The 24,648-nt window shown below is 47.4% G+C and carries 22 protein-coding genes; 14 read left to right on the top strand and 8 right to left on the bottom strand.

The window, feature by feature from the left end; translation table 11 throughout:
• Window positions 1-183: 183 nt before the first annotated feature.
• Window positions 184-831 carry a 5-formyltetrahydrofolate cyclo-ligase gene (locus tag JIE71_RS12010; protein WP_199508957.1) on the bottom strand — a complete coding sequence of 216 codons (648 nt, stop codon included), beginning with the start codon at window positions 829-831 and terminating at the stop codon, window positions 184-186.
• A 126-nt stretch (window positions 832-957) separates the two neighbouring features.
• On the opposite strand from JIE71_RS12010, the gene fumC reads away from it, so the two are divergent.
• Entirely contained in the window at window positions 958-2,361 is a 1,404-nt protein-coding gene (gene fumC, locus JIE71_RS12005) for a class II fumarate hydratase (protein WP_199508956.1), read from the top strand.
• Window positions 2,362-2,509: 148 nt separating this feature from the next.
• On the opposite strand, the gene JIE71_RS12000 is transcribed toward fumC, so the two are convergent.
• The 6 genes from JIE71_RS12000 to JIE71_RS11975 form a co-directional block, all read right to left on the bottom strand.
• Window positions 2,510-2,944 carry a hypothetical protein gene (locus JIE71_RS12000; protein WP_199508955.1) on the bottom strand — a complete coding sequence of 145 codons (435 nt, stop codon included), beginning with the start codon at window positions 2,942-2,944 and terminating at the stop codon, window positions 2,510-2,512.
• Window positions 2,945-3,211: 267 nt separating this feature from the next.
• Window positions 3,212-3,646, bottom strand: coding sequence for a hypothetical protein (locus JIE71_RS11995; RefSeq protein ID WP_199508954.1), 435 nt, complete (start codon window positions 3,644-3,646; stop codon window positions 3,212-3,214).
• A gap of 107 nt (window positions 3,647-3,753) precedes the next feature.
• A complete protein-coding gene (locus JIE71_RS11990) occupies window positions 3,754-4,539 on the bottom strand; it encodes a MipA/OmpV family protein (protein WP_228284682.1) in 786 nt (261 codons plus the stop codon).
• 94 nt (window positions 4,540-4,633) lie between these two features.
• A complete protein-coding gene (locus JIE71_RS11985; protein ID WP_199508952.1) occupies window positions 4,634-5,485 on the bottom strand; it encodes a rhomboid family intramembrane serine protease in 852 nt (283 codons plus the stop codon).
• A 75-nt stretch (window positions 5,486-5,560) separates the two neighbouring features.
• Window positions 5,561-6,769: an alpha-hydroxy acid oxidase gene (locus JIE71_RS11980; RefSeq protein ID WP_199508951.1), complete on the bottom strand. Its 1,209-nt coding sequence runs from the start codon at window positions 6,767-6,769 to the stop codon at window positions 5,561-5,563.
• A 27-nt stretch (window positions 6,770-6,796) separates the two neighbouring features.
• The gene (locus tag JIE71_RS11975) at window positions 6,797-7,114 is read right to left on the bottom strand and encodes a glutaredoxin family protein (protein WP_199508950.1); all 318 of its coding nucleotides are present in this window, start codon (window positions 7,112-7,114) and stop codon (window positions 6,797-6,799) included.
• 512 nt (window positions 7,115-7,626) lie between these two features.
• Between JIE71_RS11975 and mtgA the strand changes: the two genes are divergently transcribed.
• From mtgA to JIE71_RS11950, 5 genes are all read left to right on the top strand, one after another.
• The gene (gene mtgA, locus JIE71_RS11970) at window positions 7,627-8,319 is read left to right on the top strand and encodes a monofunctional biosynthetic peptidoglycan transglycosylase (protein WP_199508949.1); all 693 of its coding nucleotides are present in this window, start codon (window positions 7,627-7,629) and stop codon (window positions 8,317-8,319) included.
• 468 nt (window positions 8,320-8,787) lie between these two features.
• Entirely contained in the window at window positions 8,788-10,908 is a 2,121-nt protein-coding gene (ppk1, locus tag JIE71_RS11965; protein WP_199508960.1) for a polyphosphate kinase 1, read from the top strand.
• 244 nt (window positions 10,909-11,152) lie between these two features.
• A complete protein-coding gene (locus JIE71_RS11960) occupies window positions 11,153-11,413 on the top strand; it encodes a hypothetical protein (RefSeq protein ID WP_199508948.1) in 261 nt (86 codons plus the stop codon).
• Window positions 11,414-11,523: 110 nt separating this feature from the next.
• Window positions 11,524-11,901: a hypothetical protein gene (locus JIE71_RS11955; RefSeq protein ID WP_199508947.1), complete on the top strand. Its 378-nt coding sequence runs from the start codon at window positions 11,524-11,526 to the stop codon at window positions 11,899-11,901.
• A 47-nt stretch (window positions 11,902-11,948) separates the two neighbouring features.
• Window positions 11,949-12,134, top strand: a complete 186-nt coding sequence (locus tag JIE71_RS11950) for a hypothetical protein (RefSeq protein WP_199508946.1) — start codon at window positions 11,949-11,951, stop codon at window positions 12,132-12,134.
• Between the two features lie 67 nt (window positions 12,135-12,201).
• Here JIE71_RS11950 and JIE71_RS11945 read toward each other — a convergent pair whose 3' ends face one another.
• On the bottom strand, window positions 12,202-12,915 hold the full coding sequence (locus JIE71_RS11945) for a tRNA-(ms[2]io[6]A)-hydroxylase (RefSeq protein WP_199508945.1): 714 nt from the start codon (window positions 12,913-12,915) through the stop codon (window positions 12,202-12,204).
• 262 nt (window positions 12,916-13,177) lie between these two features.
• Between JIE71_RS11945 and JIE71_RS11940 the strand changes: the two genes are divergently transcribed.
• From JIE71_RS11940 to eno, 8 genes are all read left to right on the top strand, one after another.
• Entirely contained in the window at window positions 13,178-15,376 is a 2,199-nt protein-coding gene (locus JIE71_RS11940) for a malate synthase G (protein ID WP_199508944.1), read from the top strand.
• A gap of 476 nt (window positions 15,377-15,852) precedes the next feature.
• Window positions 15,853-16,911, top strand: coding sequence for a porin (locus JIE71_RS11935; RefSeq protein WP_199508943.1), 1,059 nt, complete (start codon window positions 15,853-15,855; stop codon window positions 16,909-16,911).
• Between the two features lie 173 nt (window positions 16,912-17,084).
• Window positions 17,085-18,719, top strand: a complete 1,635-nt coding sequence (locus tag JIE71_RS11930) for a CTP synthase (protein ID WP_199508942.1) — start codon at window positions 17,085-17,087, stop codon at window positions 18,717-18,719.
• Between the two features lie 123 nt (window positions 18,720-18,842).
• Window positions 18,843-19,703, top strand: a complete 861-nt coding sequence (kdsA, locus tag JIE71_RS11925) for a 3-deoxy-8-phosphooctulonate synthase (RefSeq protein ID WP_199508941.1) — start codon at window positions 18,843-18,845, stop codon at window positions 19,701-19,703.
• A gap of 93 nt (window positions 19,704-19,796) precedes the next feature.
• Complete coding sequence (locus JIE71_RS11920; protein WP_199508940.1) at window positions 19,797-20,045, top strand: hypothetical protein; 249 nt, start codon at window positions 19,797-19,799, stop codon at window positions 20,043-20,045.
• 24 nt (window positions 20,046-20,069) lie between these two features.
• Window positions 20,070-20,294, top strand: a complete 225-nt coding sequence (locus JIE71_RS11915; RefSeq protein ID WP_199508939.1) for a heavy-metal-associated domain-containing protein — start codon at window positions 20,070-20,072, stop codon at window positions 20,292-20,294.
• A 235-nt stretch (window positions 20,295-20,529) separates the two neighbouring features.
• The gene (locus JIE71_RS11910; protein WP_199508938.1) at window positions 20,530-22,902 is read left to right on the top strand and encodes a heavy metal translocating P-type ATPase; all 2,373 of its coding nucleotides are present in this window, start codon (window positions 20,530-20,532) and stop codon (window positions 22,900-22,902) included.
• Between the two features lie 195 nt (window positions 22,903-23,097).
• Window positions 23,098-24,414, top strand: coding sequence for a phosphopyruvate hydratase (gene eno, locus JIE71_RS11905; protein ID WP_199508937.1), 1,317 nt, complete (start codon window positions 23,098-23,100; stop codon window positions 24,412-24,414).
• Window positions 24,415-24,648 lie beyond the last annotated feature (234 nt).

Genomic DNA, 24,648 nt, shown 5'->3' with positions numbered 1-24,648 from the left:
TCAGCCCCAACGATAAAAGCAGGGGACAGGACTCTTTTTTGCCGCTTCATCGTTAAAAATAAACGCTTAGAATGACTAAACTTATTATTTTTAACCTCGAATCGCCTAAAAAATAGTCGCTGTCAGTGCCATGGTCGAATGTTCAACACGCCCTATTGTTTCATTTTAAATTGACAACTTTTATTACAAAAACCAATGCACCCTACTTGGCGTGATTAAGCCATCTAACGGCACGTCCCACGGCTGGCGCTGCAAACGCGCAACCAACTGAAAGTCATAGCACCAGCCAATCACCAGCGGCTTACCGCGCCCGCCGCGCTGACGATAGGCGAGGGTGCGGTCATAATAGCCGCCGCCCATACCCATACGGTTGCCTGCCTTATCTGCTGCGACCAGTGGACAAATCAGCACATCAAGCGCCTGCGCCCACAGTAAATGAGTCGGCTGTGGCTGCTGCATCCCAAGCGCGTGTTTGCGCGTGCGTGCGGTCGCAAGTGTATACTGGGACAGCGGCGCAAAGCGTAAGCGTTTGTCAGTTGCCCCAAGGCTACCTACGATGGGCAAATACGCCTGATAGCCGTGTTTGATGCACCATGTGACGATGGGCTGCGTCGGCATTTCGCCAAAGCCATCGTAATACAGCCCAACCTTGGCATGACGGGGCAAGCGCCTGCTGAGCGCGTTTAAATGACGGCTGGCATGGGTAGCGGCTTGCTCTCTTCTTTGCTTGCTTAACGCACGGCGCTGGCGGGTAAAATATCGCCGTGGCGGCTGGCTGGGCGTGGCTGCCCGCGCGTCCGTGCTGCCTGCTGCGGCGCTCGATTTTGGCATCAGTTATCCCCTAGACGATGAGAAATTTGCGATAAGTCATGCTATCATAACCGCGCTTTACCTCCTATTTTGCAAAATGCAACCGAGCGTGCATTTTTTACGGACAACTATATAAAGAGGACCGTTATGTCGACACAAGATCAGGCAACCCGTACCGAAAAAGACACCATGGGTAACGTGGCTGTACCAAATGACGCCTACTGGGGCGCACAGACTCAGCGCAGCCGCGAAAATTTCAAAATCGGTGGTGAGACCCTACCACGTCCGATGATTGAAGCGATGGCACTGGTCAAAAAAGCCGCCGCCATCACCAATGCCAGCCTAGAGCGTATCGACGCTGACAAGCGTGACCTTATTGTCCAAGCTGCGGACGAAGTCATCAACGGCGTTCTGACCGACCAGTTCCCACTTGTCGTATGGCAGACAGGTTCAGGCACGCAGTCAAACATGAACATGAATGAAGTGCTTGCAAACCGTGCCAACGAAATCGCAGGCTCTGAGCGTGGCAGCTATCAGCCTATCCATCCAAATGACCACGTCAACCACGCCCAGTCTACCAATGACAGTTTCCCAACCGCGATTCGTGTTGCGGCAGCGCGTGAAATCAACGGTCTATTGATTCCAGCGGTAAAAGCCCTGCGCGAGACGCTAAACCAAAAAGCCGAAGCCTTTGCTGATATCGTAAAAATCGGTCGTACCCACTTGCAAGACGCCACCCCATTGACTCTAGGTCAAGAGTTCAGCGGCTACGTTAGCCAGCTTGACCACGCGCTCGTACGCATCGACAACGCCCTACAAGGCTTGTACGAATTGCCACTAGGCGGCACTGCAGTTGGTACAGGTCTAAACGCCCACCCAGACTACGCGGTAACAGCTGCAAACCAGTTGGCCGAATTGACGGGCTTGCCATTTGTGACTGCACCCAACAAATTCGAAGCGCTTGCCGCCCGTGATGCCGAAGTATTTGCCTCAGGCGCCCTAAAAACGCTGGCGACCAGCCTAAACAAAATCGCTAACGACGTACGCTGGCTGGCCTCTGGTCCACGTTGTGGTCTTGGCGAATTGACCATTCCTGAAAATGAGCCAGGCTCATCAATCATGCCAGGTAAAGTCAACCCAACCCAGTCAGAAGCCATGACCATGGTTGTCGCACAAGTACTCGGTAACGATACCACCATCAACGTCGCTGGCGCGTCAGGCAACTTTGAGCTGAACGTATTCAAGCCTGTGATTGCCTACAACCTATTGCAATCTATCAAGCTGCTTGGCGATGCGTGCAACAGCTTTAACGACAACTGCGCGGTCGGCATTGAGCCAGTAAAAGACAAAATCGACGACTTCTTGCACAATTCATTGATGCTTGTCACGGCGCTAAACCGTCACGTGGGCTATGAAAACGCTGCCAAAATCGCAAAAACTGCGTATAAAGAAAACAAAACTTTGAAGCAAGTTGCGGTTGAGCTGGACTTGATGACCGAAGCACAGTTTGATGAGTGGGTTATCCCAGCGGATATGGTACATCCTAAGTAAGTTATCTAATCGTTTTTAGAATAGTAAAAAGACCTTGTCACGTGGCAAGGTCTTTTTTTAGTCTATAGTTGATATGCTATGTATGTCGTACCTTAGCTTACTTGCAAGTATTAAAAGTAGGTTAAGCGTTTTATCAATAAAATATTATTTAGAAAAAGCGTTTCAAAAGCGTTCTTATCCAGCTATTTTGCTTAAAGTTTTTTACAATCCTATGGTGTTCGGCCACAAGTAATTTTACTAACTTCTTTGCTTCTATGGTTAAGTCGTATTTATGTGCAGCTTTTAGTGCAGTATTTAGGCCAACGTACGAGATACCGTATTGAATTTTTCTTAGCCACTTATAGGCTATGTTAAAAGCATTAGTCCCAAAATGAGTATTATCAGTGAGTAAGCTAAATTCAAAGATTTGCTCAATCGTCATACGACCCAAACCCACATTCTTCCAGTCGCTAAATTGTTTTAATTCCTTATCAATGCAGTCAATGGTATTTAAAGCATTTTCTGATTGCCTTGTTTTCGTATAAAGGTCTAACAGCGCTCTGTAGCAACTGACAGTATCCCAATGTGAGTCACTGCTTGCCAACTCCTCTTTTATTAACTCGATGACTTGTTGATATTCCTTTAGCTCGATATAGGCATGTTTTAAGGTGTTCTTTTTATTGACTGAGTCAGGGGTTGTTTCGTTCCATGCTTTAAGATAGTTTTTAGCGAGCTTGTCATTCTCTAGGTATAAATGGCGCTGATATAAAGTATATAAATCCTCGTCAGACTCTTGTTTGGGATAGTTACTCGATAGCTGCGTCCACCATTCTTCTAACGCACCAGCACAACTGTATTGGCAATATAATTCTTACAAATCATCATGAATATCTGGGAAATTATCTTTGATAAACAGCGCTGTTTTGTCTTTTAGCGCATAAAATATAAACTCGTTATCTATGACAAAACTGGCATCAAAATTTGAATGTTTAGCGTCGTAGAACAAAGGGATATCGTCTGGATTTTTAAAGCTGACGAGTAAGTAAGCATTTAAAACAAGAGCATCACTCACACCCCATATAGACCCCTCCTGATGATTCAAAATTTCTTGCGTAAACAAATATCTGACCAAGGCTTCATCTTGTGTCTGTAAGTCATATTGAAGCTCAATCAATAAGGTGTAACGGGCTTTTGCATGCGCGTCATACGTTCTATCGCTGTCATTGGCAGAGTCAAATGGTACTGGTGAGTAGGCGAGCTGTTGCCACAAAATTTTTTCATTACGGTATACAGGCAACAAAGCCATGGTCTGTACTCCCATTGACATAAGATGGAACGATAAAAAGTTTATTTGACGCAAAAACAAAAAAAGCCAAGCAAACCGCTTAGCTTTTCTTCACATATTAAACGCCATTAAAACGTATACAACACCCCAAGTGTGGTGCGTGCTTCGGTGCGTGAGTCAACCATTGGGCTGTCGTAGGCTTCGTCCGACAGATAGTCAAGGCTTTGGCTAGCAAAGCCTGACCACTTATCATTAAATTCATAGTTGGCGCTGACGCTGACATACGGATGGATGCTTGAGTCTGGGCTGTAGCTCGCGGTGCCTGAGCGCGCCGATTCATTGCTGTCCACGCCGTAGTAGTAGTCGTTGTAGTTTTTATTGCGCCACTCAAGACCGACACTAGGATAGACGGTTAGGCGATCGGTGTCATATTTTGCCAAGTAAGTCAGGCGACCAACCGTGCCATCGCTTTTGCCTAAGATATCAGTAGCGACTTGTCCACGGAAGCCACCGATCGGTGTACGGCGCAGATAGCTGACGCCAGCGGCCGCAGAGATATCACGCTCATCCAAGCCCTGCAAGCTGCCATTGGCATCATCAGGGTCAAAGCTTGTGCCCATCGGCTGTGCGTAGACTGACAGCTCACTCGTGCCGTCATTAATCAGATAGGCACCGAGCTGTGAGCCGCGCGCGTACACGCGGTTGTTGTCGTAAAACAGGCTGGGCAAGACCTTTACATCATTATCGGTATCGTAGGCGGACCATGTGCCCATGACGTTTGCGCCCACACTGACGCGGGCGTCTTGATCGACAGGTAGGTTCTGAAAGGGGGCGGCAGAGACGCTACTTGCGGCGGCGATTAGAGCAGTGGCAGCCAGACAGCGCGTCATCACAGATGAGGTAAATAAAGTCATTTGGTACATTCCCTATATAAAAGTGCTTATCGTAAGCTGCGGATAAAACATCAATAATCATGTCAATAATAACGTAGCGGATGGTAAAGGGGCATTAGGTTTCGCCTTTACTCATCGCTGCCGTGGTCAAAAAGTTGATGATTTCGTTATGAATATCATACCACCACCACACAAAGCCTGCACCGAGTATCAGCATGACAAGCCAAGGCAAAACCTCGGTGATACCGCGTTTTTGGTTGGGGCTGGTTGGGGTCACGGGAATATAAGGCACGCCATTGCTGGTCTGCTGGTACATGGCGGCAAGATATGCGCCTGCGGTACGTCCGCGCTGCTTATAGTCAATAGCAATCGCTAGAGCAATCACGCCGCCTGTAATCGCGCCGCCAATATGCGCGGCGTTATCAATGCCAGGCACGGCAAAGCCATACACAAGGTTAATACCCATAATCAGCAGCATGCTTTTGGGACTCAATACGCGCCCATCAATCGACAGTTTAAATAAGGCAGCGACCAATAATGCCGCGCCAATACCCATGATACCGCCCGATGCGCCAGCAGCGATATTGGGCTGCATGGAGCCTTCGAGCAGTCCTTGCCACGTCACATAGTTGTTTAATAAGTTGCCGCCAATGGCCGATAAGAAAAACAGCGCGGCAAAGGTGAGCGAGCCAAACAGCGGCTCGGCAATACGTCCGAATAAGACCATCGCAAAGGCATTGAATAATAAGTGCATCAAGCCGACGTGCAAAAAGGCGCTGCTAATCATCCGCCACGGCTCTTCCATCATGGTCAGTGGCAAAACATTTGCGCCCCATCGTACCAAGGCTTCGGTATTGGGGTTATTGGCATCGACACCGTTCATAATTTGCAAGGCGTATAAACCCACGAACACCGCGACCAAAATCACGGTGACGGGAGCAACTTTTAACAACTGAGAGATGGTCATAACTTCCTAAATCATTTATCAATACAGCGTATTATTATAGATAAAGATGATTACAAAAGCATGAGTAGATGGGGATTACCAAGGCATCGGGGCGATATGCGGGATGCCTGACTTGAGATGCTCAAATGTGCCTTTGACCAAAATATCATCGGTTACCTGTTGCACATCAGTATGACCACAAAACGCCATACTCACATCACATTCTTTGTAAATCAGCTCCAGCGCACGACGTACACCATCTTCGCCATACGCGCCCAAACCATACAAAAACGCCCGTCCGATCATCGTACCTTGTGCGCCCATAGCGATGGCTTTGAGTACGTCTTGACCTGAGCGAATACCGCTATCGAGCCACACTTCAATATCGCTACGTTCGGCTTTAACTGCCTGCACGATGTCACTGAGTGCGGCGATGGAGGAGGGCGCGCCATCAAGCTGACGTCCACCGTGGTTAGAGACGACGAGGGCATCTGCGCCACTTTTTGCTGCGAGTACCGCGTCTTCTGGCTCCATGATGCCTTTGATAATCAGCTTGCCGCCCCACAGCTCTTTAATGCGCGCCACATCGTCCCAGCTGAGCGCGGGGTCAAACTGTTCTGCTGTCCATGAGGACAAGGAAGACAAATCACCAACGCCTTGCGCGTGCCCAACGATATTGCCAAAGGTGCGGCGCTTGGTGCCGAGCATGTTCATGCACCATTCAGGCTTGGTCATCAGATTTAAGATATTGGCGAGTGTGGGCTTAGGCGGTGCGGACAGACCGTTTTTGATGTCTTTATGGCGCTGTCCTAAGACCTGCAAATCAGCGGTCAAAATCAGCGCAGAGCAATTTGCCGCCTTAGCGCGGTTAATGAGGTTTTGCATAAATGCCTTGTCACGCATCACATATAGCTGAAACCAAAACGGCGCGCTGGTATGCGTGGCGACATCTTCAATCGAGCAGATACTCATGGTGGAAAGTGAAAAGGGCACACCAAATTTTTCTGCCGCTTTTGCTGCCTCTATCTCGCCATCTGCCCACATCATGCCTGTAAAGCCTGTCGGCGCGATGGCGACGGGCATTTTGACGGGGGTATCTATCATGGTGCTGGCAAGTGAGCGGTTGTCCATATCTACGAGTACGCGCTGGCGCAATTTGATACGGTCAAAGTCGGTTTCGTTATTACGGTACGTGGTCTGCGTCCACGAGCCTGAGTCCACATAATCATAAAACATCTTGGGCACTTTGCGCTTGGCGACCAGACGCAAATCTTCGATATCGGTGATTTTGTCTAACGATTTCATAACAGCTCGTCCTTGAGTGGCTTTGGATTACGCGAGTAAGGATTGTAAATCCATGACCGAGAAAGGATAATCCAAACGTGCATTTGGGGTTAAGATAACGGGAATCTGCTCGGCAAAGATAAGCATTAGGTCTTCGTCAAAGTCAGCAATATCCACGTCGGTATAGGTCTGCGGATAAACAGCAGCCAGCTGCGCAAGCGCCCCTGCGGCATGGTCGCATAAATGACAGCCCACTGTGCCAAGCAGCCACCAATCTGCCGCCGCGTCTTTGAGCGCAGGCTTAGCTGCCATCATCTGCGCGCGCAGACTCTGAATGTCTTGGGTGGTGCTGGCGGTATGGCTCATTATTTATCCTTCATATCGGTTATTACGTGTCTTGTGTTTTAGGCGCATAGACTCTGAAGAGCGCTATATATAGACTCACCTAAACACCGTTCTATTAGACGCAAACACGCGATATAAGTGATAATACCTTAATAAAAGTACTGATTTAAAACCTTTTTGGTTTATTTTGTCAATCTTTATTTTGATTTTTTAGATTATCGCTTGGATATGGGGCAAATAATGACAGCGTTTCTAAGATTGGGTAAGATAGCGCCTACGCGCGTGTATTTCACTGGGTAGCGCAGCATGATTTTAGCTGATTTATCATATAGTCAGTTCACTATAAAATCGATACGATGAGATTAAACGCTATTTTTCGCAGCCTCTGGAGACGTAGTCACAGCAAGCAAGGAAAATAGCGTTTAATCAAATGAATTTATTGTCCTGTATCGTTTTTATTTAGAGTTAACTATAGTCACTTTTTTACAGTGTGCTCTTTTATACTTCGTTTTTTTATATCGGGATGGCAACGCATGACTTTTGGCAAATTTATCAAACGACTGTTTTTAGCTGCTATGCTATTGGTCGTCGCTTTTCATGTCTTGGTCGCAGGGCTGCTCTTGATATGGAAAACCCAGCCGATTAACCACAGCATGTTTATGCTAAGCCACCAGCTTTCAGGCGGCACAGTCACGCAAACGTGGGTGGATTATGATGATATTGCCAAGTCGGCCAAGCAGGCGGCGATTGTCAGTGAAGATTCTAAGTTCAGTCAGCACAATGGCTTTGATTTGGATGGTATTGAAGCGGCGATGAAAAAGAACGAAGCTTCGGGTAAAGCCACTGCGGGCGGCTCGACCATCACTCAGCAGCTGGCAAAAAATCTATTCTTGACCTCGCACCGCTCCTATTTGCGTAAAGGCGAAGAGGCGATTATCACCGTGATGATTGAGAGCATGTGGGACAAGCAGCGCATCTTAGCGGCTTACTTAAACGTGGCGGAGTTTGGCGAAGGCATCTATGGTATCGAAGCGGCGGCGCAGCATTATTATGACAAGCCTGCGAGCAAGTTGACCCGTGACCAGTCGGCACTTCTTATCAGCACCTTGACCAATCCAAAATACTACGAAGACAACCGCAGTGACCGCCGTCTGCGTAACAAACAGCGCATCGTTAAGCGCCGTATGAACAACGCCGTGTTGCCCAAAGCGCCTGACGCGGCTTAGTTTTTCTTTTATACCTTTTATAAAGAAAGGCAAACATGAAAAAAGCGCGACTGCCAATTGGGGTCGCGCTTTTTTTGTGGCTGGTTATTTTGCTTTTGTGTTGTCTGGATATTGTCATCACTAGGAGCTAAGGTATACAGTAGGTGATGCTCGTGCCAAGGTATAAATCAAAGGATTTTCTTGGGCACGAAAACAGACAACTAAAGGCATCATAAAAGCCTGCACCGATGATAATCAAAAATGAATAAGGACAAAGGACACCGTATGAGACCCGCTGACCAAACGCCCAGCCCCATTGATGAACCGACTTCTACCGAACCAAGCGTGGACACCTCAAATAAAGGCCATATAACCCAAGACAAAGCACCACAAGACAATGCGGGCGATACCCAAAGCAGTACCAGCACCGAAACCGCCACACCTGCTATACAGGCAGAAGTGCCGCCAGACGAACCAAAAAGTGAGTTAATGGAAATCGATTGGCAGCGCCATGATGACGGCAGCTACTCACCGAGCTGCTATATCAATCGCGAAATGTCGCTCCTTGCCTTTAATAGGCGTGTACTCGCCCAAGCGGCGGACGAGCGTCACCCGTTATTAGAGCGTTTGTTCTTTTTGATGATTTTTTCATCGAACATGGATGAGTTTTTTGAAATCCGCGTGGCTGGGCTCATGCAAAAGCTAAACATCAGCGATGAGCGTACCGCGCCGAGCGGCATGCGCCCGAGCGAGATTTTGCATGAGATTGCGCAGACGGCACACGCGGCGATTGATACCCAGTATCAGCTGTTAAATGAAGATATTTTACCTGCGCTTGCTGAGCAAGACATCCGCTATCTTAAACGCGATGAGCTAAACGCCGAGCAGTCGGCATGGATGAAGCAGTACTTTACTGAGCAAGTCTCGCCTGTATTAACGCCGATTAGCATTGACCCCGCGCATCCATTCCCGCGTCTGGTGAATAAGAGCCTCAACTTTATCGTGACTTTAGAGGGTAAAGACGCTTTTGGGCGAGATATTAATCTGGCGATTGTGCCTGCGCCGCGCAGCTTGCCACGTGTGATTCGCTTGCCTGATGAATTGACGGGCGGTAAAGAGCACCACGTCATGCTGTCCGCTGTCATTCATGAGCACATTGGCGAGCTGTTCCCTGGCATGAACGTGACAGGTTGCCATCAGTTCCGCCTGACGCGTAATGCTGATTTGGACTTGGCCGAAGATGTGGATGATATTGCCAAGGCACTTGAGGGCGAGTTGGAAAACCGCCGCTTTGGTGATAAAGTGCGCCTCGAAGTCACCACCGATTGTCCCGCGCCGATTAGCGATTATTTGCTCAACGAGTTTGAGCTGCACCCCAATCAGCTGTACCGCGTCAATGGCCCTGTGAACCTCACGCGCTTATTGTTTGATTTCAATATTCCAGCGCTACGTTATCAGCCGTTTACCCACGTCGTGCCCAAGCCGTTCCGCCGTGACCCGCAGCCGCCACAGCGCAGTACCAGTATGTTTTCTGCGATTCGTAAGCGCGATGTGCTGGTGCATCATCCGTTTCATGCGTTTTCACCCATTATTAACTTACTCTGGCAAGCGGCGTATGACCCCAAGGTTTTGGCGATTAAGCAGACCTTGTACCGCTCTGGCACCAACTCCGAAATCGTCAAAGCCCTTGCGGCTGCCGCGCGTAATGGCAAAGAAGTCACCGCCATTATCGAGCTGCGTGCGCGTTTTGATGAAGCATCAAACATCGCTGTTGCTAACTTTTTACAAGAAGCGGGCGCGGTGGTGGTATACGGTATCGTCGGTTATAAAACCCACGCCAAGCTGATGCTGATTGTGCGCCGCGAAGACGAAAAAATCCGTCGCTATGTACATTTGGGTACGGGTAACTATCACGCGAGCAACGCCAAGGTCTATACCGATTACGGGCTGTTCACTGCCGACCCTGATATCTCAGAAGACGTGCATAAGATTTTCCAAGAGCTGACGGGTATGGGCAAACCTGCCAACCTCAAAAAAATATTGCATGCGCCGTTTACTTTACATGACAGTTTGATGCGATTTATTGACGATGAAATTGCTCATGCTAAAGCAGGAAAAGAGGCACGCATTATTATCAAAGCCAACGCCTTAACCGAGCGTCGCCTGATGGACAAGCTGTACGATGCCTCACAAGCGGGCGTTAAGATTGAGCTGATACTACGCTCGATTTGCTGTTTGCGTCCGCAAGTGGCGGGATTGTCCGAAAATATCCACGTGCGCTCAGTCGTTGGGCGTTTCTTAGAGCACACGCGCATCTATTATTTTTATAATAACGGTGATGAGCGTCTGTACTGCGGCAGCGCTGATTGGATGGATCGCAATTTGTTTCACCGTGTCGAAGTGGCATTTCCTATTGAGGACAAAAAATTGTTTAAGCAGATTTTTGAAGAAGGATTGATGAACTATTTACAAGACAATGTGCAAGCATGGACGCTGGCAGGTGATGGCACGTGGTCGCGTGTCCGCCGTGCGCCCGATGCGCCATTGCACAGCGCTCAAGAGTATTTGCTGGCACGGATTAACAATGTCGATAGCAATGGCGAGCTGTAAACGCGGCAGCTAAACCCAGCCAGACAACAAAAGCCAAACGTACCTGCTGCGTTTGGCTTTTTTATTATCGCAAAGCCTTTAAAGCATCATTTAAGGCAAAATTTAAGGCAAAGTTACAAACCACCGCCTAACCTCACATTTTTATACATATTGATACCGCGTGCTACTGGCAAGCAGCGTTTTTGCGCCCTTATACTAAGAAACATGATTACCAAAAATAATAATGGAATAAAGGACGACAGCGATGACACACCATACAGATGATAGCGATACGACGCACAAAGAGCCATTAGCCAGCGCGGTAAATGAAGATACGACCAATCCAAAAGACAGCTACGAAGGGCGCAAATATCAGCCTGAAATTGACGGGCCTGAGCAAGATTCTCAAGAGACCGATGAAGTCTATGCTGACCCACGCCAAGCTGAGGACTTGCCTGTTGGCGGCAAAAACATTGCGGATTTAAACGCGCATGATTTAAGCAAAGAACAAAACCAGCCTAAATAACGCCTCAATATCAAAATAATAAAACTGCCGTCTAAGAGCGCATTTTTAAGCTTGGTAACTCAATTATTCAAAGTAAATTTTTTAAAAACAGTAATGATAAATAAGGACCTATGATGCAGACAACTGAAAACCAATACCGCCGTACTGATGAGCGTGTAGCAACGGATGAAGCGTATACAGACGAAGCTCTGGTCAGCAATCCCAATCCTGCAGAGCATGACGAGTTAGAAGACAATACTAGCGTGAATAAAGGCACAGATACTTTTGAAGAAGGCGTGGTTGAGAGCGAGCACGTCAACGACAATGACAATCCTGCACGCCAGCCTGATCGCCGCGATCAAAAGGGCAATGCTTTTGATGACAACATCAACGAAAACAATGTGCGTGAAGACCATCAAGAAAGCGATGCCATTACGAATCAAAACCGTTATGCCAATATCGATAATGCCCAAAGTCGTACACTAAATGTAGATGAAAAAGACAATTAATCGTCAAGAGGCAACCATACTATTGAGATGATAATAAGGATACGATAATGAGCAACGATAAACACGATGACGAAGAGGCTGTGACAGACGACGGCTACACGCTACAAGATGCCGATGACAATCACGGCGTCGTTCCTGATAATGCATTAGAAAAAGTCAATCCAGCGGCAGCAGCACGCAAAACGCCTGACCATGACCCGCACGGTGTGGTCAAAAACGACAAAGATTATTAATTTTTATATGAATCATAAATAAAAGGCGACGGCATTTAATGTGTGGTCGCCTTTTTTATAATTTATATTATGCTTGCTCAGCGGTTGCGGTTTCTAGCGCTGACAATGTTTTGTCATCTAAGGGTAGGGCAGGCACGCCGCTATGAAAGCGCAGCTCGGTATCAGGCGTTTGAATCAACTCCCACTCTACCGCCTTAAAGAACGCCACACGCTCGCTGATATCGGTATCAGACAGCGATTGCGCAAGCTGCAAGTAATCCTCAAAATGACGGCTTTCTGACTTGAGTAAATAGCGGTAATAACGCGCCAAGCGTTCATCATCAATCGCTACGGACAAGGCGGCAAAACGCTCACACGAGCGCGCTTCGATAAACGCGCCAATAATCAGCACATCCACCATTGCCGCAGGCTCATAGGTGCGTTTGTGCTTGAGCATACCTTTGGCGTAGCGTCCTGCACCCAAGTGTACCCACGTCTGCCCGCGCTCTTTCATAATGCCAAGCACCTGCTCGTAATGCAGCATCTCTTCACGCACCAACTGCGCGAGTTTTTGCTGTAAATCATAAGAAAACTCGTAGCGAAACATCAGGTTCATCGCCGTGCCTGCTGCCTTTTTTTCACAGTTGGCGTGGTCTTGAATGATGATGGGTAAATGCGCAAGTGCCGCATCAACCCACGCTTTGGGCGTTGCGCCACCCAAAAAAGCATCAATCGCGCTCAAGTCTACCTTGGCGGCGGGCTGTAACTTGGCAATATCGGTACTGTCTTCTTGATAACTCATTTTTGCTTGCCTAATCGGTTGCTGATACGGAGTTTTGGGTGCAAATGCACAAAATAGCGTCTTAATGAACGGTCACGTCACCGTAAACTATGCGCGTTATTATAACGTCTGGGGCAGATGGTATATAGGTCATCATGCCAAGAAAAAACTAACATTTTTATAATAAATGATATTTTATTGTTTATTTTGTTGTTTGATAGTAGGATAAAACTCTACGATATTTTGTATTTTACCAATAACGATAACAGATAAGGACATCATTATGACACGCTCTACGCATCCTGATCGTATTCAACATGGCAGTCTTGCTATTGATGCTGCGCTATATCAGTTTATTACCAATGAAGTCTTACCGACTGTGGGGATAGACAGCGACACTTACTGGTCAGGGTTTGAGGCGATAATACAACAACTTACCCCGCGCAATCAGGCGCTACTAGATATCCGTGATACGATGCAAGCGCAGATTGATGATTGGCACCGTAACCACCCCGCTGCTGATGGACAGATTGACTATCCGACTTATAAAAATTTTTTACAAGAGATTGGCTATCTGTTGCCTGAGCCTGAAGACTTTAGCGTCACAACGGACAATGTCGATGCCGAGATTGCACAGATGGCAGGCCCTCAGTTGGTCGTCCCTGTCAAAAATGCCCGCTATGCACTAAACGCGACCAACGCGCGCTGGGGCAGCCTTTATGACGCGCTATACGGTACAGATGTGATTGATGATGCCGATGGTAAAGAGGGCGGGCAAGGCTATAACCCCAAACGCGGCGCGGCGGTCGTGGCGTATGCCAAAGATTTTTTAGACCAGCATTTTGCGTTGCAAGACGGCAGCTATAAAACGGTGACAGGCTTTAAAGTGGCAGACGGTGCGCTACAGATTCAGCAGGACAGCGCTACCACCTCGCTACAAAATAGCGCGCAGTTTGTGGGCTACACAGGCAATATTGATGCGCCGCAATCTATTTTATTAAAAAACAATCAGCTGCACGTTGAGATACAAATCGATGCCAATCATCCGATCGGGCAAGACGATCCCGCGCATATCAAGGACATGCTGCTGGAGGCGGCAGTCACCACCATTCAAGATTGTGAAGATTCGGTCGCTGCGGTTGATGCTGAAGACAAGCTGATGGTGTACCGCAATTGGTTTGGTTTAATGACTGGCACGCTGAGCGAAACGTTTAATAAAGGCGGCAAGGTGCAAACACGGCGCATGCATCCTGACCGCGATTATATTGCCCCTAATGGGCAGCCGTTTAGCTTGTCTGGGCGCTCGCTGCTGCTCATTCGTAATGTTGGGCATCTGATGCGTAACCCTGCAATCTTGGTTAAAACCGACGCGGGGCAAGAAGCAATATTTGAAGGGCTGATGGATGCGCTCATTACGCCGCTGCTCAGCCTGCCTGATATTCGTGGTAATAATCCGTTGCCCAACTCGCGCACAGGCAGCATGTATATCGTTAAGCCAAAAATGCACGGCCCTGACGAAGTTAAATTTACCAATGACGTGTTTAATGCGGTTGAGGACTTATTAGACTTGCCGCGTTACAGCATCAAAATGGGCGTGATGGATGAAGAGCGGCGTACTACTGTTAATCTAAAAGCCTGTATTTATGAAGCGCGCCATCGCATTATTTTTATTAATACAGGCTTTTTGGATCGCACAGGCGATGAGATGCATACCAGCATGCTGGCAGGCGCGTTCGTGCGTAAAGGCGATATGAAGTCGCAAGCATGGCAGCCAGCGTATGAAGCATGGAACGTGGATATTGGGCTAGCGACGGGCTTGCCTGGACATGGGCAAATCGGTAAAGGCATGTGGGCAAAGCCTGATGAAATGAAAGAGATGCTGGATACCAAAATGGCGCACCCACAAGCAGGGGCAACGACTGCTTGGGTGCCGTCACCAACAGGGGCGACGCTGCACAGTATGCACTATCACGCCGTGAACGTGCCTGAGGTGCAAGATAAGCTGCGCCAGCGCGAACGCGCCAGTATTGACGATATTCTGACCATTCCTTTGGCTAAGCGTACCGATTGGAGCGATGACGAAAAGCAACAAGAGCTGGACAACAATATTCAAGGTATCTTGGGCTATGTCGTGCGCTGGGTCAATCAAGGGGTCGGCTGCTCAAAAGTGCCTGATATTAACGATGTGGGCTTAATGGAAGACCGTGCAACGCTGCGTATCTCCAGCCAGCATGTTGCTAATTGGCTACATCATGGCATCGTCAGTCGTGAGCAAGTAATGAATACACTAGAACGTATGGCTGCCGTAGTTGATAATCAAAATAAAGATGATGACAGCTACCTATCGATGACTGATGATTTGACGCATTCTGCTGCTTTTAAGGCGGCGTGTGATTTGGTATTCGAAGGAAAGACACAGCCCAATGGCTATACTGAACCCTTATTACACAAGGCTCGCTTAGCCTTAAAAACAGACACCTGATTGTCCTTTATAGTGTACTTGTTAGCCTAAAATATTACTCAAGTGTAGCGTTATAGCTTTAGAAACAATCAGCTATAGCGCTTTTTTTCGTGCATTTTTGTCGCAATATCTAACTATTAAATAAGAATAATTATCATTCAAAACAGTGAGATATGTTATTGAAAGACCCCAATTAAAATTCTAAAAAAAATGTTGCAAATTATGACAAAGTTGTTATGCTTGTATCCGAAGTATGAGTTTAGTAACTGATGTTACGCAGAACGAGATAAGAATATTAGTCTTGCAGATAACCAACAGCTTTGCATTGATTTATTTTTTCATCTTACAGTAATATAACAGTCCTATACTAAACTCTAGTGGATTTCGGTAGCCGGTTACATAAGACGTTATGTTCAAGGATTTGTAACAATACCGCTGAGGGCACCAGCTAATACCAGCCAGCCTTTTTTTAAAATTGTAAAGTGGAGAGATTCCCCATGAAAAAACTACTTTTAGCTTCTGCCGTTGCTGCTCTATCTGTATCTGCAGCGCAAGCAGCTCCTACTATCTACGGTAAAGCTTTCTTAGCTGCTGACTACGTAAACGCTGATTTTGATTCGCGCGTTGCTGGTGGCGATTTTGATGAAGATACATTAGAGATTAATTCTCACTCTTCTCGTTTAGGTTTTAAAGGTTCTGAAGCCATGACTGCCAATACTGATGTTATCTATCAGTTGGAATACGGCACAAGTATTGATGGTGACAAAGCTACTTTTTCTAACCGTGATACTTATCTAGGTCTTAAAAACAAACAGTTTGGTGAATTCCGTGTTGGTAAAAACCAATCTAGCCTAGATAAAATCAACAACGTTATCGTTAACCAAGGTTACTGGGATAACCTAGGTAATAACGATACTGAAAACCAAGTTGTTGAAGCGTTGAATATGGCTGATAGTAGCCGTATCAATAGCTCAGTGATTTGGACTGCACCACAGTACGACGGTCTTCCATTGCAGTTGACTGCGATGTATAGCTCTGACGATCAAAACTATAACAACGATTCTGGTTTCGGTGTTGCGGCTATGTTTGATCAAGGTACTGGCTTCACTGCAGGTGTTGCTTATGACAAAGATCAAAATATCTCTGGTGATATCATTCGTGGTACCGCGACTGTGGATCTTGGCAAATACATGGCTGCTCCTTTGACTCTAGGTGCACTATACCAAGTCGCTGATTACGATTATGCTCGTGATACTGAGAAAGAAAAAGGTCTAATCTTAAGTGCTTCAATGGGCCTAAATAACTTTGCTCGTCCAGCTACTGTATATGCACAGTACAACAAGACCGATAACCTAAATGGCTGGGATGGCTCAGATTCAGACCAAATCGTTGTAGGTGGTCAATACTTCTTTAAAGACAACATCATTGCTCATGCTTATGCTGGTATTAACAGTGCTGATGATCTTAAAACGCTTAACACAGACACCGGTGTGGTATCTACCCGCGGTGACGCTGAAGTTGTAGTAGTTGGTACTGGTCTAGAATACAAATTCTAATACCAACGCTACCATGTAGTTAAAAAAACTCATCCTTCGGGGTGAGTTTTTTGTTATATGTAGTCAGCCATTTTGAGCTGTCTATATAAAGTTTGCTAGAGTTGGCGTTTTACCCTATATTTTGCAGCGCATTTTTAGTAAAATCCTCTTTTACCAATGACCGACAGAGTACTATGACCAAGTTTATTTTTGTGACCGGTGGGGTAGTGTCCTCACTAGGAAAAGGTATTACCGCCGCTTCATTAGCTGCGGTACTCGAAGCCCGTGGCGTAAAAGTGACCATGACCAAAATGGATCCGTACATTAACGTAGATCCAGGTACGATGAGCCCCTTCCAGCACGGTGAAGTGTTCGTGACCGACGATGGTGCGGAGACCGATTTGGATTTGGGATATTACGAGCGCTTTTTACGTCATTCAAAAATGAGTAAAAGCAATAACTTTACCAGTGGGCGCATTTATCAAACCGTACTGAATAAAGAACGCCGTGGTGAATATTTGGGCGGCACAGTACAGGTGATTCCGCACATCACTGACGAAATCAAAAATAAAATCCTTGCCAGTGGCGAAGGTTACGATATCGCCATTATTGAGATTGGCGGTACGGTCGGTGACATCGAATCATTGCCCTTTATGGAAGCAGTACGTCAGATGCAGGTAGAGCTCGGTCGCAACCGTGCGATGCTGATGCACTTGACGCTCGTGCCTTATATCTCAAGTGCTGGCGAAACCAAAACCAAGCCAACACAGCACTCCGTAAAAGAACTGCGCTCAATCGGCTTGCAGCCTGATATCTTGATTTGCCGTTCTGAGCATTATATTTCCCCAGACAACCGCCGTAAGATTGCGCTATTTACTAACGTTGAAGAGCGTGCGGTCATTATGTGCCAAGACGCTCAAAGCATCTATCAGATTCCGCGCGCACTCTATGAGCAAGACCTAGACGATTTGATTTGTGAACGCTTTGGCATGGATTTGCCAGAAGCGGATTTAAGCGATTGGGACAAAGTGGTTGAGGCACAGCTGAACCCTGAGTCGAGCGTTACCGTAGCTATGGTTGGTAAATACGTTGAGCTGCCTGATGCGTATAAATCCATCAACGAAGCATTATTGCATGCTGGCTTTACCCATCAGGTGTCTGTCGACATCGACTATATTGATGCTGAACGTCTAGAAACAGATGACAGCCTGTTTGCGCGCTTAAAGCAAGCCGATGCTATCTTGGTTCCAGGTGGTTTTGGTGAGCGTGGCACAGTCGGTAAGCTAAAAGCCGTCACCTATGCGCGTGAGAACAACGTACCGTACTTGGGTATTTGCTTAGGTATGCAGCTGGCAGTCATTGAATATGCCCGTAACGTGCTAAAAATAGATGCCAATTCATCTGAATTTGACCGCAAAACCGCTGAGCCGATTATTGGTCTGATTACCGAATGGTTGGATGAGCGCGGCGAGCTACAGATTCGTAGCGATGATTCAGATCTTGGCGGCACCATGCGCCTTGGCGCGCAGCAAGCAGAGTTGGTTGCGGGCAGCAAATTGAGCCAAATTTATGGCGCAACACGTATCAGTGAGCGTCATCGCCATCGTTATGAGATGAACAACCGCTATATTGAGCCGCTTGAGCAACACGGCATGAAAATCTCAGGCTACTCTGCCAAGCAGCATTTGGTTGAGTCGGTCGAGATTAGTGAGCATCCTTGGTTTGTGGCGGTACAGTTCCACCCAGAGTTCACCAGCTCACCACGTGGCGGTCATCCACTGTTTAACAGCTTTGTTAAAGCGGCAAAAGACCATCACGCCGCTTTGTAATTGGTATTAACTATAGCGTTATAAAAGCTTAATGATCGAAAAGACCAGTCGCCAGATTGGTCTTTTTTTTGTGCGGCTATCGGTTACAATGTGGTATTTATTGGCTTTTATAGGATACTAAGCATGGACAAATTACCTGCTGCCCAATCACACATTACCTTAAACGATATCACGATCGGTAATGATCAGCCTTTTGTATTGTTTGGCGGTATGAATGTGCTGGAATCAAAGGACATGGCGTTCGACATTGCTGAGCAATATATTGATATTTGCAATCGTCTTGGCATCGGCTATGTGTTTAAGGCAAGCTTTGATAAGGCCAACCGCTCAAGCCTATATTCATTTCGTGGGCCAGGTCTTGAGCAAGGCGTTGATTGGCTGGGGCAGATTAAAGAGCATTTTGATGTACCCATCATCACGGACGTGCACGAGCCCTATCAAGCAGCGCCTGTTGCTGAAGTGGCAGATATTATCCAGCTACCCGCGTTTTTGTCGCGCCAAACTGACCTTGTGCAGGCGATGGCAGCAACAGGCGCTATTATTAATATCAAAAAAGCGCAGTTTTTAGCACCGCATGAGATGCGTCATATTATCAATAAATGCTTAGAGGCGGGTAATGATAAGATTATTCTGTGCGAGCGCGGTAGTGCCTTTGGGTATAACAATCTGATTGTGGATATGCTTGGTTTTGATACGATGAAGCAGATGGATGTACCGGTATTCTTTGATGTCACGCACAGCTTGCAGCAGCCAGGCGCGCGCAGTGATAGCGCAGGCGGACGCCGTGAGCAAATCAGCACCTTGGCGCGTGCAGGTATGGCAACAGGACTGGCGGGTCTATTTTTAGAAGCGCATCCCAATCCTGAAGCGGCCAAGTGCGATGGCCCATGTGCGCTACGCATGAGTCAGCTTGAGCCGTTCTTAAAGCAGTTAAAACAGATTGACGATTTGGTAAAAGGTTTTGAAATTTTAGATACGCATTGATACACAGTCAGCGTATTTAAAGCGTAGTATGGGTTTGGAGCATTGTTGTTATGCTTATTTCATATAACAATTAGATAGCTTTAGGAGCATAAAATGACGATACAGCATGCCCAAGTTGATATTCATAATATTGACGATGAGGAAGGAAGGCAAAGTGTCTTGACCGCGCTATATAACATCACTGGCGTTATTGAGGTCGCTTTGGTTCAATCAGGCAATGCAGCAAGAGTGCATTATGATGATACGCAGACGAGTATCCACGCCCTGACTGCGGCTGTTAGCATGGTGGACTATGTGACGCAGCCATATCCAGTAGATGCCCCGCAAAATCCTAAAGCGTAAATAAAAAATAATAAGGAGTAATCAATGAGTGATCAAACCCGTATTATCCATATCGATGGCATGACCTGTGGTGGCTGTGTGGCCAGCGTGCATACAGCGACTGCGGACATTGATGGTCTACACACGCTAACCGTAGAGCTGTCAGACAATCAGGCAACAGCGACTTTTGATGACGCGCAAACCAGCGCCGAAGCGATTGCTGAGGCCATTAGTGACGCAGGGTTTGATGCCCGCGTCGCCAACGCATAATTTGGCAATACAATTCATAACCAGCGTTTATCGCTGGTTTTTTGTTTTGGCAGATAGCATATTGCCTTGGCTTATCGTTTTAAAATGGTTCAAAATGCGTTTGAAATCTGTTCCAAAGGCAAGTAACCTTAATACCTTTATGAGCGCTGCGTTTATCATTGATGAGCACAGATAAAGCAGCCATATTTCCTAGTTTTTTTAATCTTGTTTTTATGACAAGCGTACTGAGTTGACTATGAGTGATGACCAAGCACACCCTTATCAAGTAGATGCCGATGTTGAGCAAAAAACAACAGTGCCTGAACAAGGGACGCATTTGCAATTGTCGATTGAAGGGATGTCTTGTCAGGCCTGCGCCACCCGCATTGAAAAAGTATTGAACAAAAAGCCTGCTATTCATCAGGCAAGCGTCAACTATGCAGGTGAGACAGCAAATATTGATTATGACGCCAGTCAAACCAATGAAGAACAAATTGTCGAGTGGGTGAACAAAACAGGCTATGTCGCCAATATTCAGGCGGACGAAGACTTATTTACCCAAACCGAACAGGACAAAACACCGCCACCGTGGCGCTTACTGGCGCTATTGGTGTGCTTGCTGCCATTTTTGGTGGGCATGCTGGGTATGCTGCTGGGTCAAGGCATGGCGTGGATGCTACCGATTTGGCTACAGTTTGTGATTGCGACTGTGGTTCAGTTTGGCTTGGCCTTACCTTTTTATCAAAGCGCTTGGGCGTCTATTAAAGGCGGTCTTGCTAACATGGACGTGCTGGTGGTTATTGGTACGGTGACTATTTGGGCATACTCCACCTATGTGTGGCTCAGTCATGGTGATGGCAGTTTAGAGAGCCTATTTGCCATGCACCACGGCGCACCTGTGTACTTTGAGGCAGGCGTGATGGTGATTGCCTTTGTACGTTTGGGTAAGTATTTAGAAGCGCGCACCAAAAAACACAGCTTAAACAGTATTGATTTATTGTTGTCCTTAACCCCTGAGACGGTCGAGCAGCAGCAGGCTGATGGCTCATTTCAAGATATGGATGTGAAGCTGGTCGAAAAAGGCGACGTTCTACGTGCCAAGCAAGGCAGCCGTATCGCAACCGATGGCACGGTGATTGAGGGGGCAGGCTGGTGTGAAGAGAGTCATTTGACAGGCGAGTCCGTGCCTTTAGAAAAGCACGTCGGTGATACGGTGCTGGCAGGCGCCTTGGTCGAAAACGGCAGCCTACTGTATCGCGTAAATGCAAAAGGTAGCGACACCAAGCTTGGGGATATGGTTAAGGCACTTAATGACGCACAAGGCTCAAAGGCTGCATTGGCGCGTCTTGCGGATAGAGTGACAGCGATATTCGTTCCTGTAGTGGTGGTGATTGCCTTACTGACCTTTGTCATAACGTGGTGGCTGACACAGCAAGTGGATACCGCTCTGATGCACGCGGTCTCTGTCTTGGTCATTGCTTGCCCTTGCGCACTGGGACTCGCCACACCTGCAGCAATCATGGCAGGTATGGGTGTGGCAGCGCGTCATGGTGTGTGGTTTAAAGACGCACAAAGTCTAGAGGCAGCAGGCGATATTGACACCGTGGTGCTTGATAAAACAGGCACCTTGACGGTTGGTAAACCCAGCGTCGTCGATAGCGTCATGGTCGATAGCAGTATCGACAGCAATGACGTTTTGCAGCTTGCCGCCAGTGTTGAAGTCCACGCCAGTCATCCATTAGCGTCTGCCATCGTACGTACCGCAAAAGCGCGTCGTCTTGAGCTGCTATCCGTTACCGATATTGAAGTGGTACAAGGCAAAGGCATCGCCGCTACATTGCCTGATTTGGGCGTTATCAAAGTCGGTACGCCTGACTTTGCGCACTTATCTTTACCCAAGCACATGCCAAAAGTATGGCAAGTGGCCAGTACGGTCGCGGTCAGTATTAATGATGAGCCACTTGGCGCATTTGCCTTAGCGGACGATATCAAGGCCGACACACCAGCGGCAATTAAAGCATTACAAGCTGCGGGCATTGACGTTATTTTGATGAGTGGCGACAAGCAATCGGTCGCCAATCATGTGGCGGACACGCTAGGCATTGATGCGGCGTTAGGTGAAATGAGTCCGCGTGACAAAGCCAATCAAATTGCCGAATTGCAAGCCGCTGGGCGCAAAGTTGCCATGGCGGGTGATGGCGTGAATGACGCACCTGCAATGGCCACTGCCGATGCCAGCTTTGCCATGTTTGAAGGTACGGATGTCGCGCAGCATAGTGCCTCGGCGCGCCTAATGGGCGAATCACTGATGCACATTAACGCCGCACAAAAAATCGCCCACGCTACCGTGAAAAATATTAAGCAAAATCTATTTTTTGCCTTTATCTATAACTGCTTAGGGATTCCATTAGCAGCACTGGGCTTTTTAAACCCAATGATTGCGGCGGCGGCCATGGCGCTCAGCTCCGTTTCTGTACTTATGAATGCCTTGCGCTTAACGCGCTTTTCAAGTCCGATTGAGCTGCCTGACACGCTGCCCGAAAACGCCAGCGCGGATGATAAAGCTATAAAAGACCATGACACCGCACCCAAGACAGACCCTGAAGCCGCAGAACAAAAAAGCGCCTAAGCATTAGAGCGTGGTCTTGTGAGGCGCGATGTTTTAGGTAACTTGTGCTATGATGCCTTGTGCTTGGAAATGTGCGCCGATAGCTGCTATACATTGACTTGATATTAATAGTAAAATATCACCCAATCGTATTTTTGCATGCGTTATCCCTTTTTATCCCTTAACTTGGCATGACCAAAGGAATTAGTAGACATCATGTACGCTGAAAACACCAACAACGTTACTGAAATTACCGACATCCGTGCCCGCGAAATCCTAGATTCACGCGGCAACCCAACCATCGAAGCCGATGTTATCTTGGCTGATGGTACGGTTGGTCGTGCTGCCGCGCCAAGTGGTGCCTCTACAGGTTCACGTGAAGCGTTAGAGCTGCGTGACGGCGACAAAGACCGCTACATGGGCAAAGGCGTTAAAAAAGCGGTAGCGAACGTCAACAGTCATATCCGTAGCGCGCTTGTAGAGATTGACGTGAATGAGCAGCAGCGCATTGATGATGCAATGATTGCGCTAGACGGTACCGACAATAAAGACAACCTAGGCGCAAACGCCATGTTGGCCGTATCACTTGCTGCTGCGAAAGCCGCTGCTAAGTCTCAAAATCTGCCGCTGCACCAGTACATCGCCAACTTGCGTAATCAAACCTCATTGACCATGCCTGTGCCAATGATGAACATCCTAAATGGTGGTGAGCACGCGGACAATACCGTTGATATTCAAGAATTCATGATTGAGCCCGTTGGCTTTAGTAGCTTTTCTGAAGCGCTACGTGCAGGCACTGAGATTTTCCACAGCCTAAAATCAGTACTTCGCGCCCAAGGCTTAAATACTGCTGTTGGTGACGAAGGCGGCTTTGCCCCTGACTTGCGTAGCAACGAAGAAGCTATTACCGTTATCATGAAAGCGATTGAGCAAGTGGGCTATAAGCCAGGCCAAGACATCCATCTTGCGCTAGACTGTGCGGCCAGCGAGTTTTACAAAAACGGTCAGTACGTATTGGCAGGCGAGGGCAACAAGGCCTTTGACAGCCAAGGTTTCTCAGATTACTTGGTGGGCTTGACCCGTCAATACCCAATCATCTCTATCGAAGATGGTCTTGATGAGTCAGATTGGGATGGCTGGGCGTACTTGACTGAGCAAATCGGTGACAAAGTACAGCTGGTCGGTGATGATTTATTCGTGACCAATCCAAGCATCTTACAAGAAGGTATTGATAAGAAGATTGCGAACGCCATTTTGATTAAATTTAACCAAATCGGCACGCTGTCTGAAACGCTAGATGCCATTTATCTTGCGAAGAAAAACGGCTACGCGACCATCATCTCGCACCGTTCAGGCGAAACTGAAGACAGCACGATTGCTGATTTGGCGGTCGGTACTGCGGCAGGTCAAATTAAAACAGGCTCACTATGCCGCTCAGACCGCGTCGCTAAGTACAACCAACTGCTACGTATTGAGCAACAAGTACGCGCAAGCTACCGTGGCCGTGAAGAGTTCATCGGTCTACGCGGCTAAATACGAACCTGTTGTCCCAAGTGCGTATATATACTACGCCTTGGGCAATAAGGGTTTGATAGGCATAAATAGCAAAACAATAAGCGCGTCACCGTTGCGCGCTTGTTGTTTTTAAAGGCAAATATTTTAGCAAACAGTGAGGATTTATAGACCGTTTAGATAATGGCGCTGTCATTATCTAAGTCGTTTGCCAAGTCCCATATTATTCATGCTGTCGTCGGTTCGCTACTGACA

Origin of the sequence: Psychrobacter sp. bablab_jr014 (assembly GCF_016464015.1) — a bacterium.
Taxonomy (GTDB): domain Bacteria; phylum Pseudomonadota; class Gammaproteobacteria; order Pseudomonadales; family Moraxellaceae; genus Psychrobacter.
Note: the sequence above shows the minus strand (reverse complement) of the source record. Positions and strands in the feature narration are given on the sequence as shown.

Coding starts and splice junctions, on each gene's coding strand:
- JIE71_RS11920 (WP_199508940.1), top strand. CDS start 19,797: ATGACGATACAGCATGCCCAAGTTGATATTCATAATATTGACGATGAG.
- JIE71_RS11945 (WP_199508945.1), bottom strand. CDS start 12,915: ATGAGTTATCAAGAAGACAGTACCGATATTGCCAAGTTACAGCCCGCC.
- JIE71_RS11955 (WP_199508947.1), top strand. CDS start 11,524: ATGATGCAGACAACTGAAAACCAATACCGCCGTACTGATGAGCGTGTA.
- JIE71_RS11935 (WP_199508943.1), top strand. CDS start 15,853: ATGAAAAAACTACTTTTAGCTTCTGCCGTTGCTGCTCTATCTGTATCT.
- JIE71_RS12010 (WP_199508957.1), bottom strand. CDS start 831: ATGCCAAAATCGAGCGCCGCAGCAGGCAGCACGGACGCGCGGGCAGCC.
- JIE71_RS11975 (WP_199508950.1), bottom strand. CDS start 7,114: ATGAGCCATACCGCCAGCACCACCCAAGACATTCAGAGTCTGCGCGCG.
- JIE71_RS11980 (WP_199508951.1), bottom strand. CDS start 6,769: ATGAAATCGTTAGACAAAATCACCGATATCGAAGATTTGCGTCTGGTC.
- ppk1 (WP_199508960.1), top strand. CDS start 8,788: ATGGAAATCGATTGGCAGCGCCATGATGACGGCAGCTACTCACCGAGC.
- JIE71_RS11990 (WP_228284682.1), bottom strand. CDS start 4,539: ATGACTTTATTTACCTCATCTGTGATGACGCGCTGTCTGGCTGCCACT.
- JIE71_RS11940 (WP_199508944.1), top strand. CDS start 13,178: ATGACACGCTCTACGCATCCTGATCGTATTCAACATGGCAGTCTTGCT.
- JIE71_RS11995 (WP_199508954.1), bottom strand. CDS start 3,646: ATGGCTTTGTTGCCTGTATACCGTAATGAAAAAATTTTGTGGCAACAG.
- JIE71_RS11930 (WP_199508942.1), top strand. CDS start 17,085: ATGACCAAGTTTATTTTTGTGACCGGTGGGGTAGTGTCCTCACTAGGA.
- fumC (WP_199508956.1), top strand. CDS start 958: ATGTCGACACAAGATCAGGCAACCCGTACCGAAAAAGACACCATGGGT.
- JIE71_RS11950 (WP_199508946.1), top strand. CDS start 11,949: ATGAGCAACGATAAACACGATGACGAAGAGGCTGTGACAGACGACGGC.
- JIE71_RS11915 (WP_199508939.1), top strand. CDS start 20,070: ATGAGTGATCAAACCCGTATTATCCATATCGATGGCATGACCTGTGGT.
- JIE71_RS11910 (WP_199508938.1), top strand. CDS start 20,530: ATGAGTGATGACCAAGCACACCCTTATCAAGTAGATGCCGATGTTGAG.
- JIE71_RS11960 (WP_199508948.1), top strand. CDS start 11,153: ATGACACACCATACAGATGATAGCGATACGACGCACAAAGAGCCATTA.
- mtgA (WP_199508949.1), top strand. CDS start 7,627: ATGACTTTTGGCAAATTTATCAAACGACTGTTTTTAGCTGCTATGCTA.
- eno (WP_199508937.1), top strand. CDS start 23,098: ATGTACGCTGAAAACACCAACAACGTTACTGAAATTACCGACATCCGT.
- JIE71_RS11985 (WP_199508952.1), bottom strand. CDS start 5,485: ATGACCATCTCTCAGTTGTTAAAAGTTGCTCCCGTCACCGTGATTTTG.
- kdsA (WP_199508941.1), top strand. CDS start 18,843: ATGGACAAATTACCTGCTGCCCAATCACACATTACCTTAAACGATATC.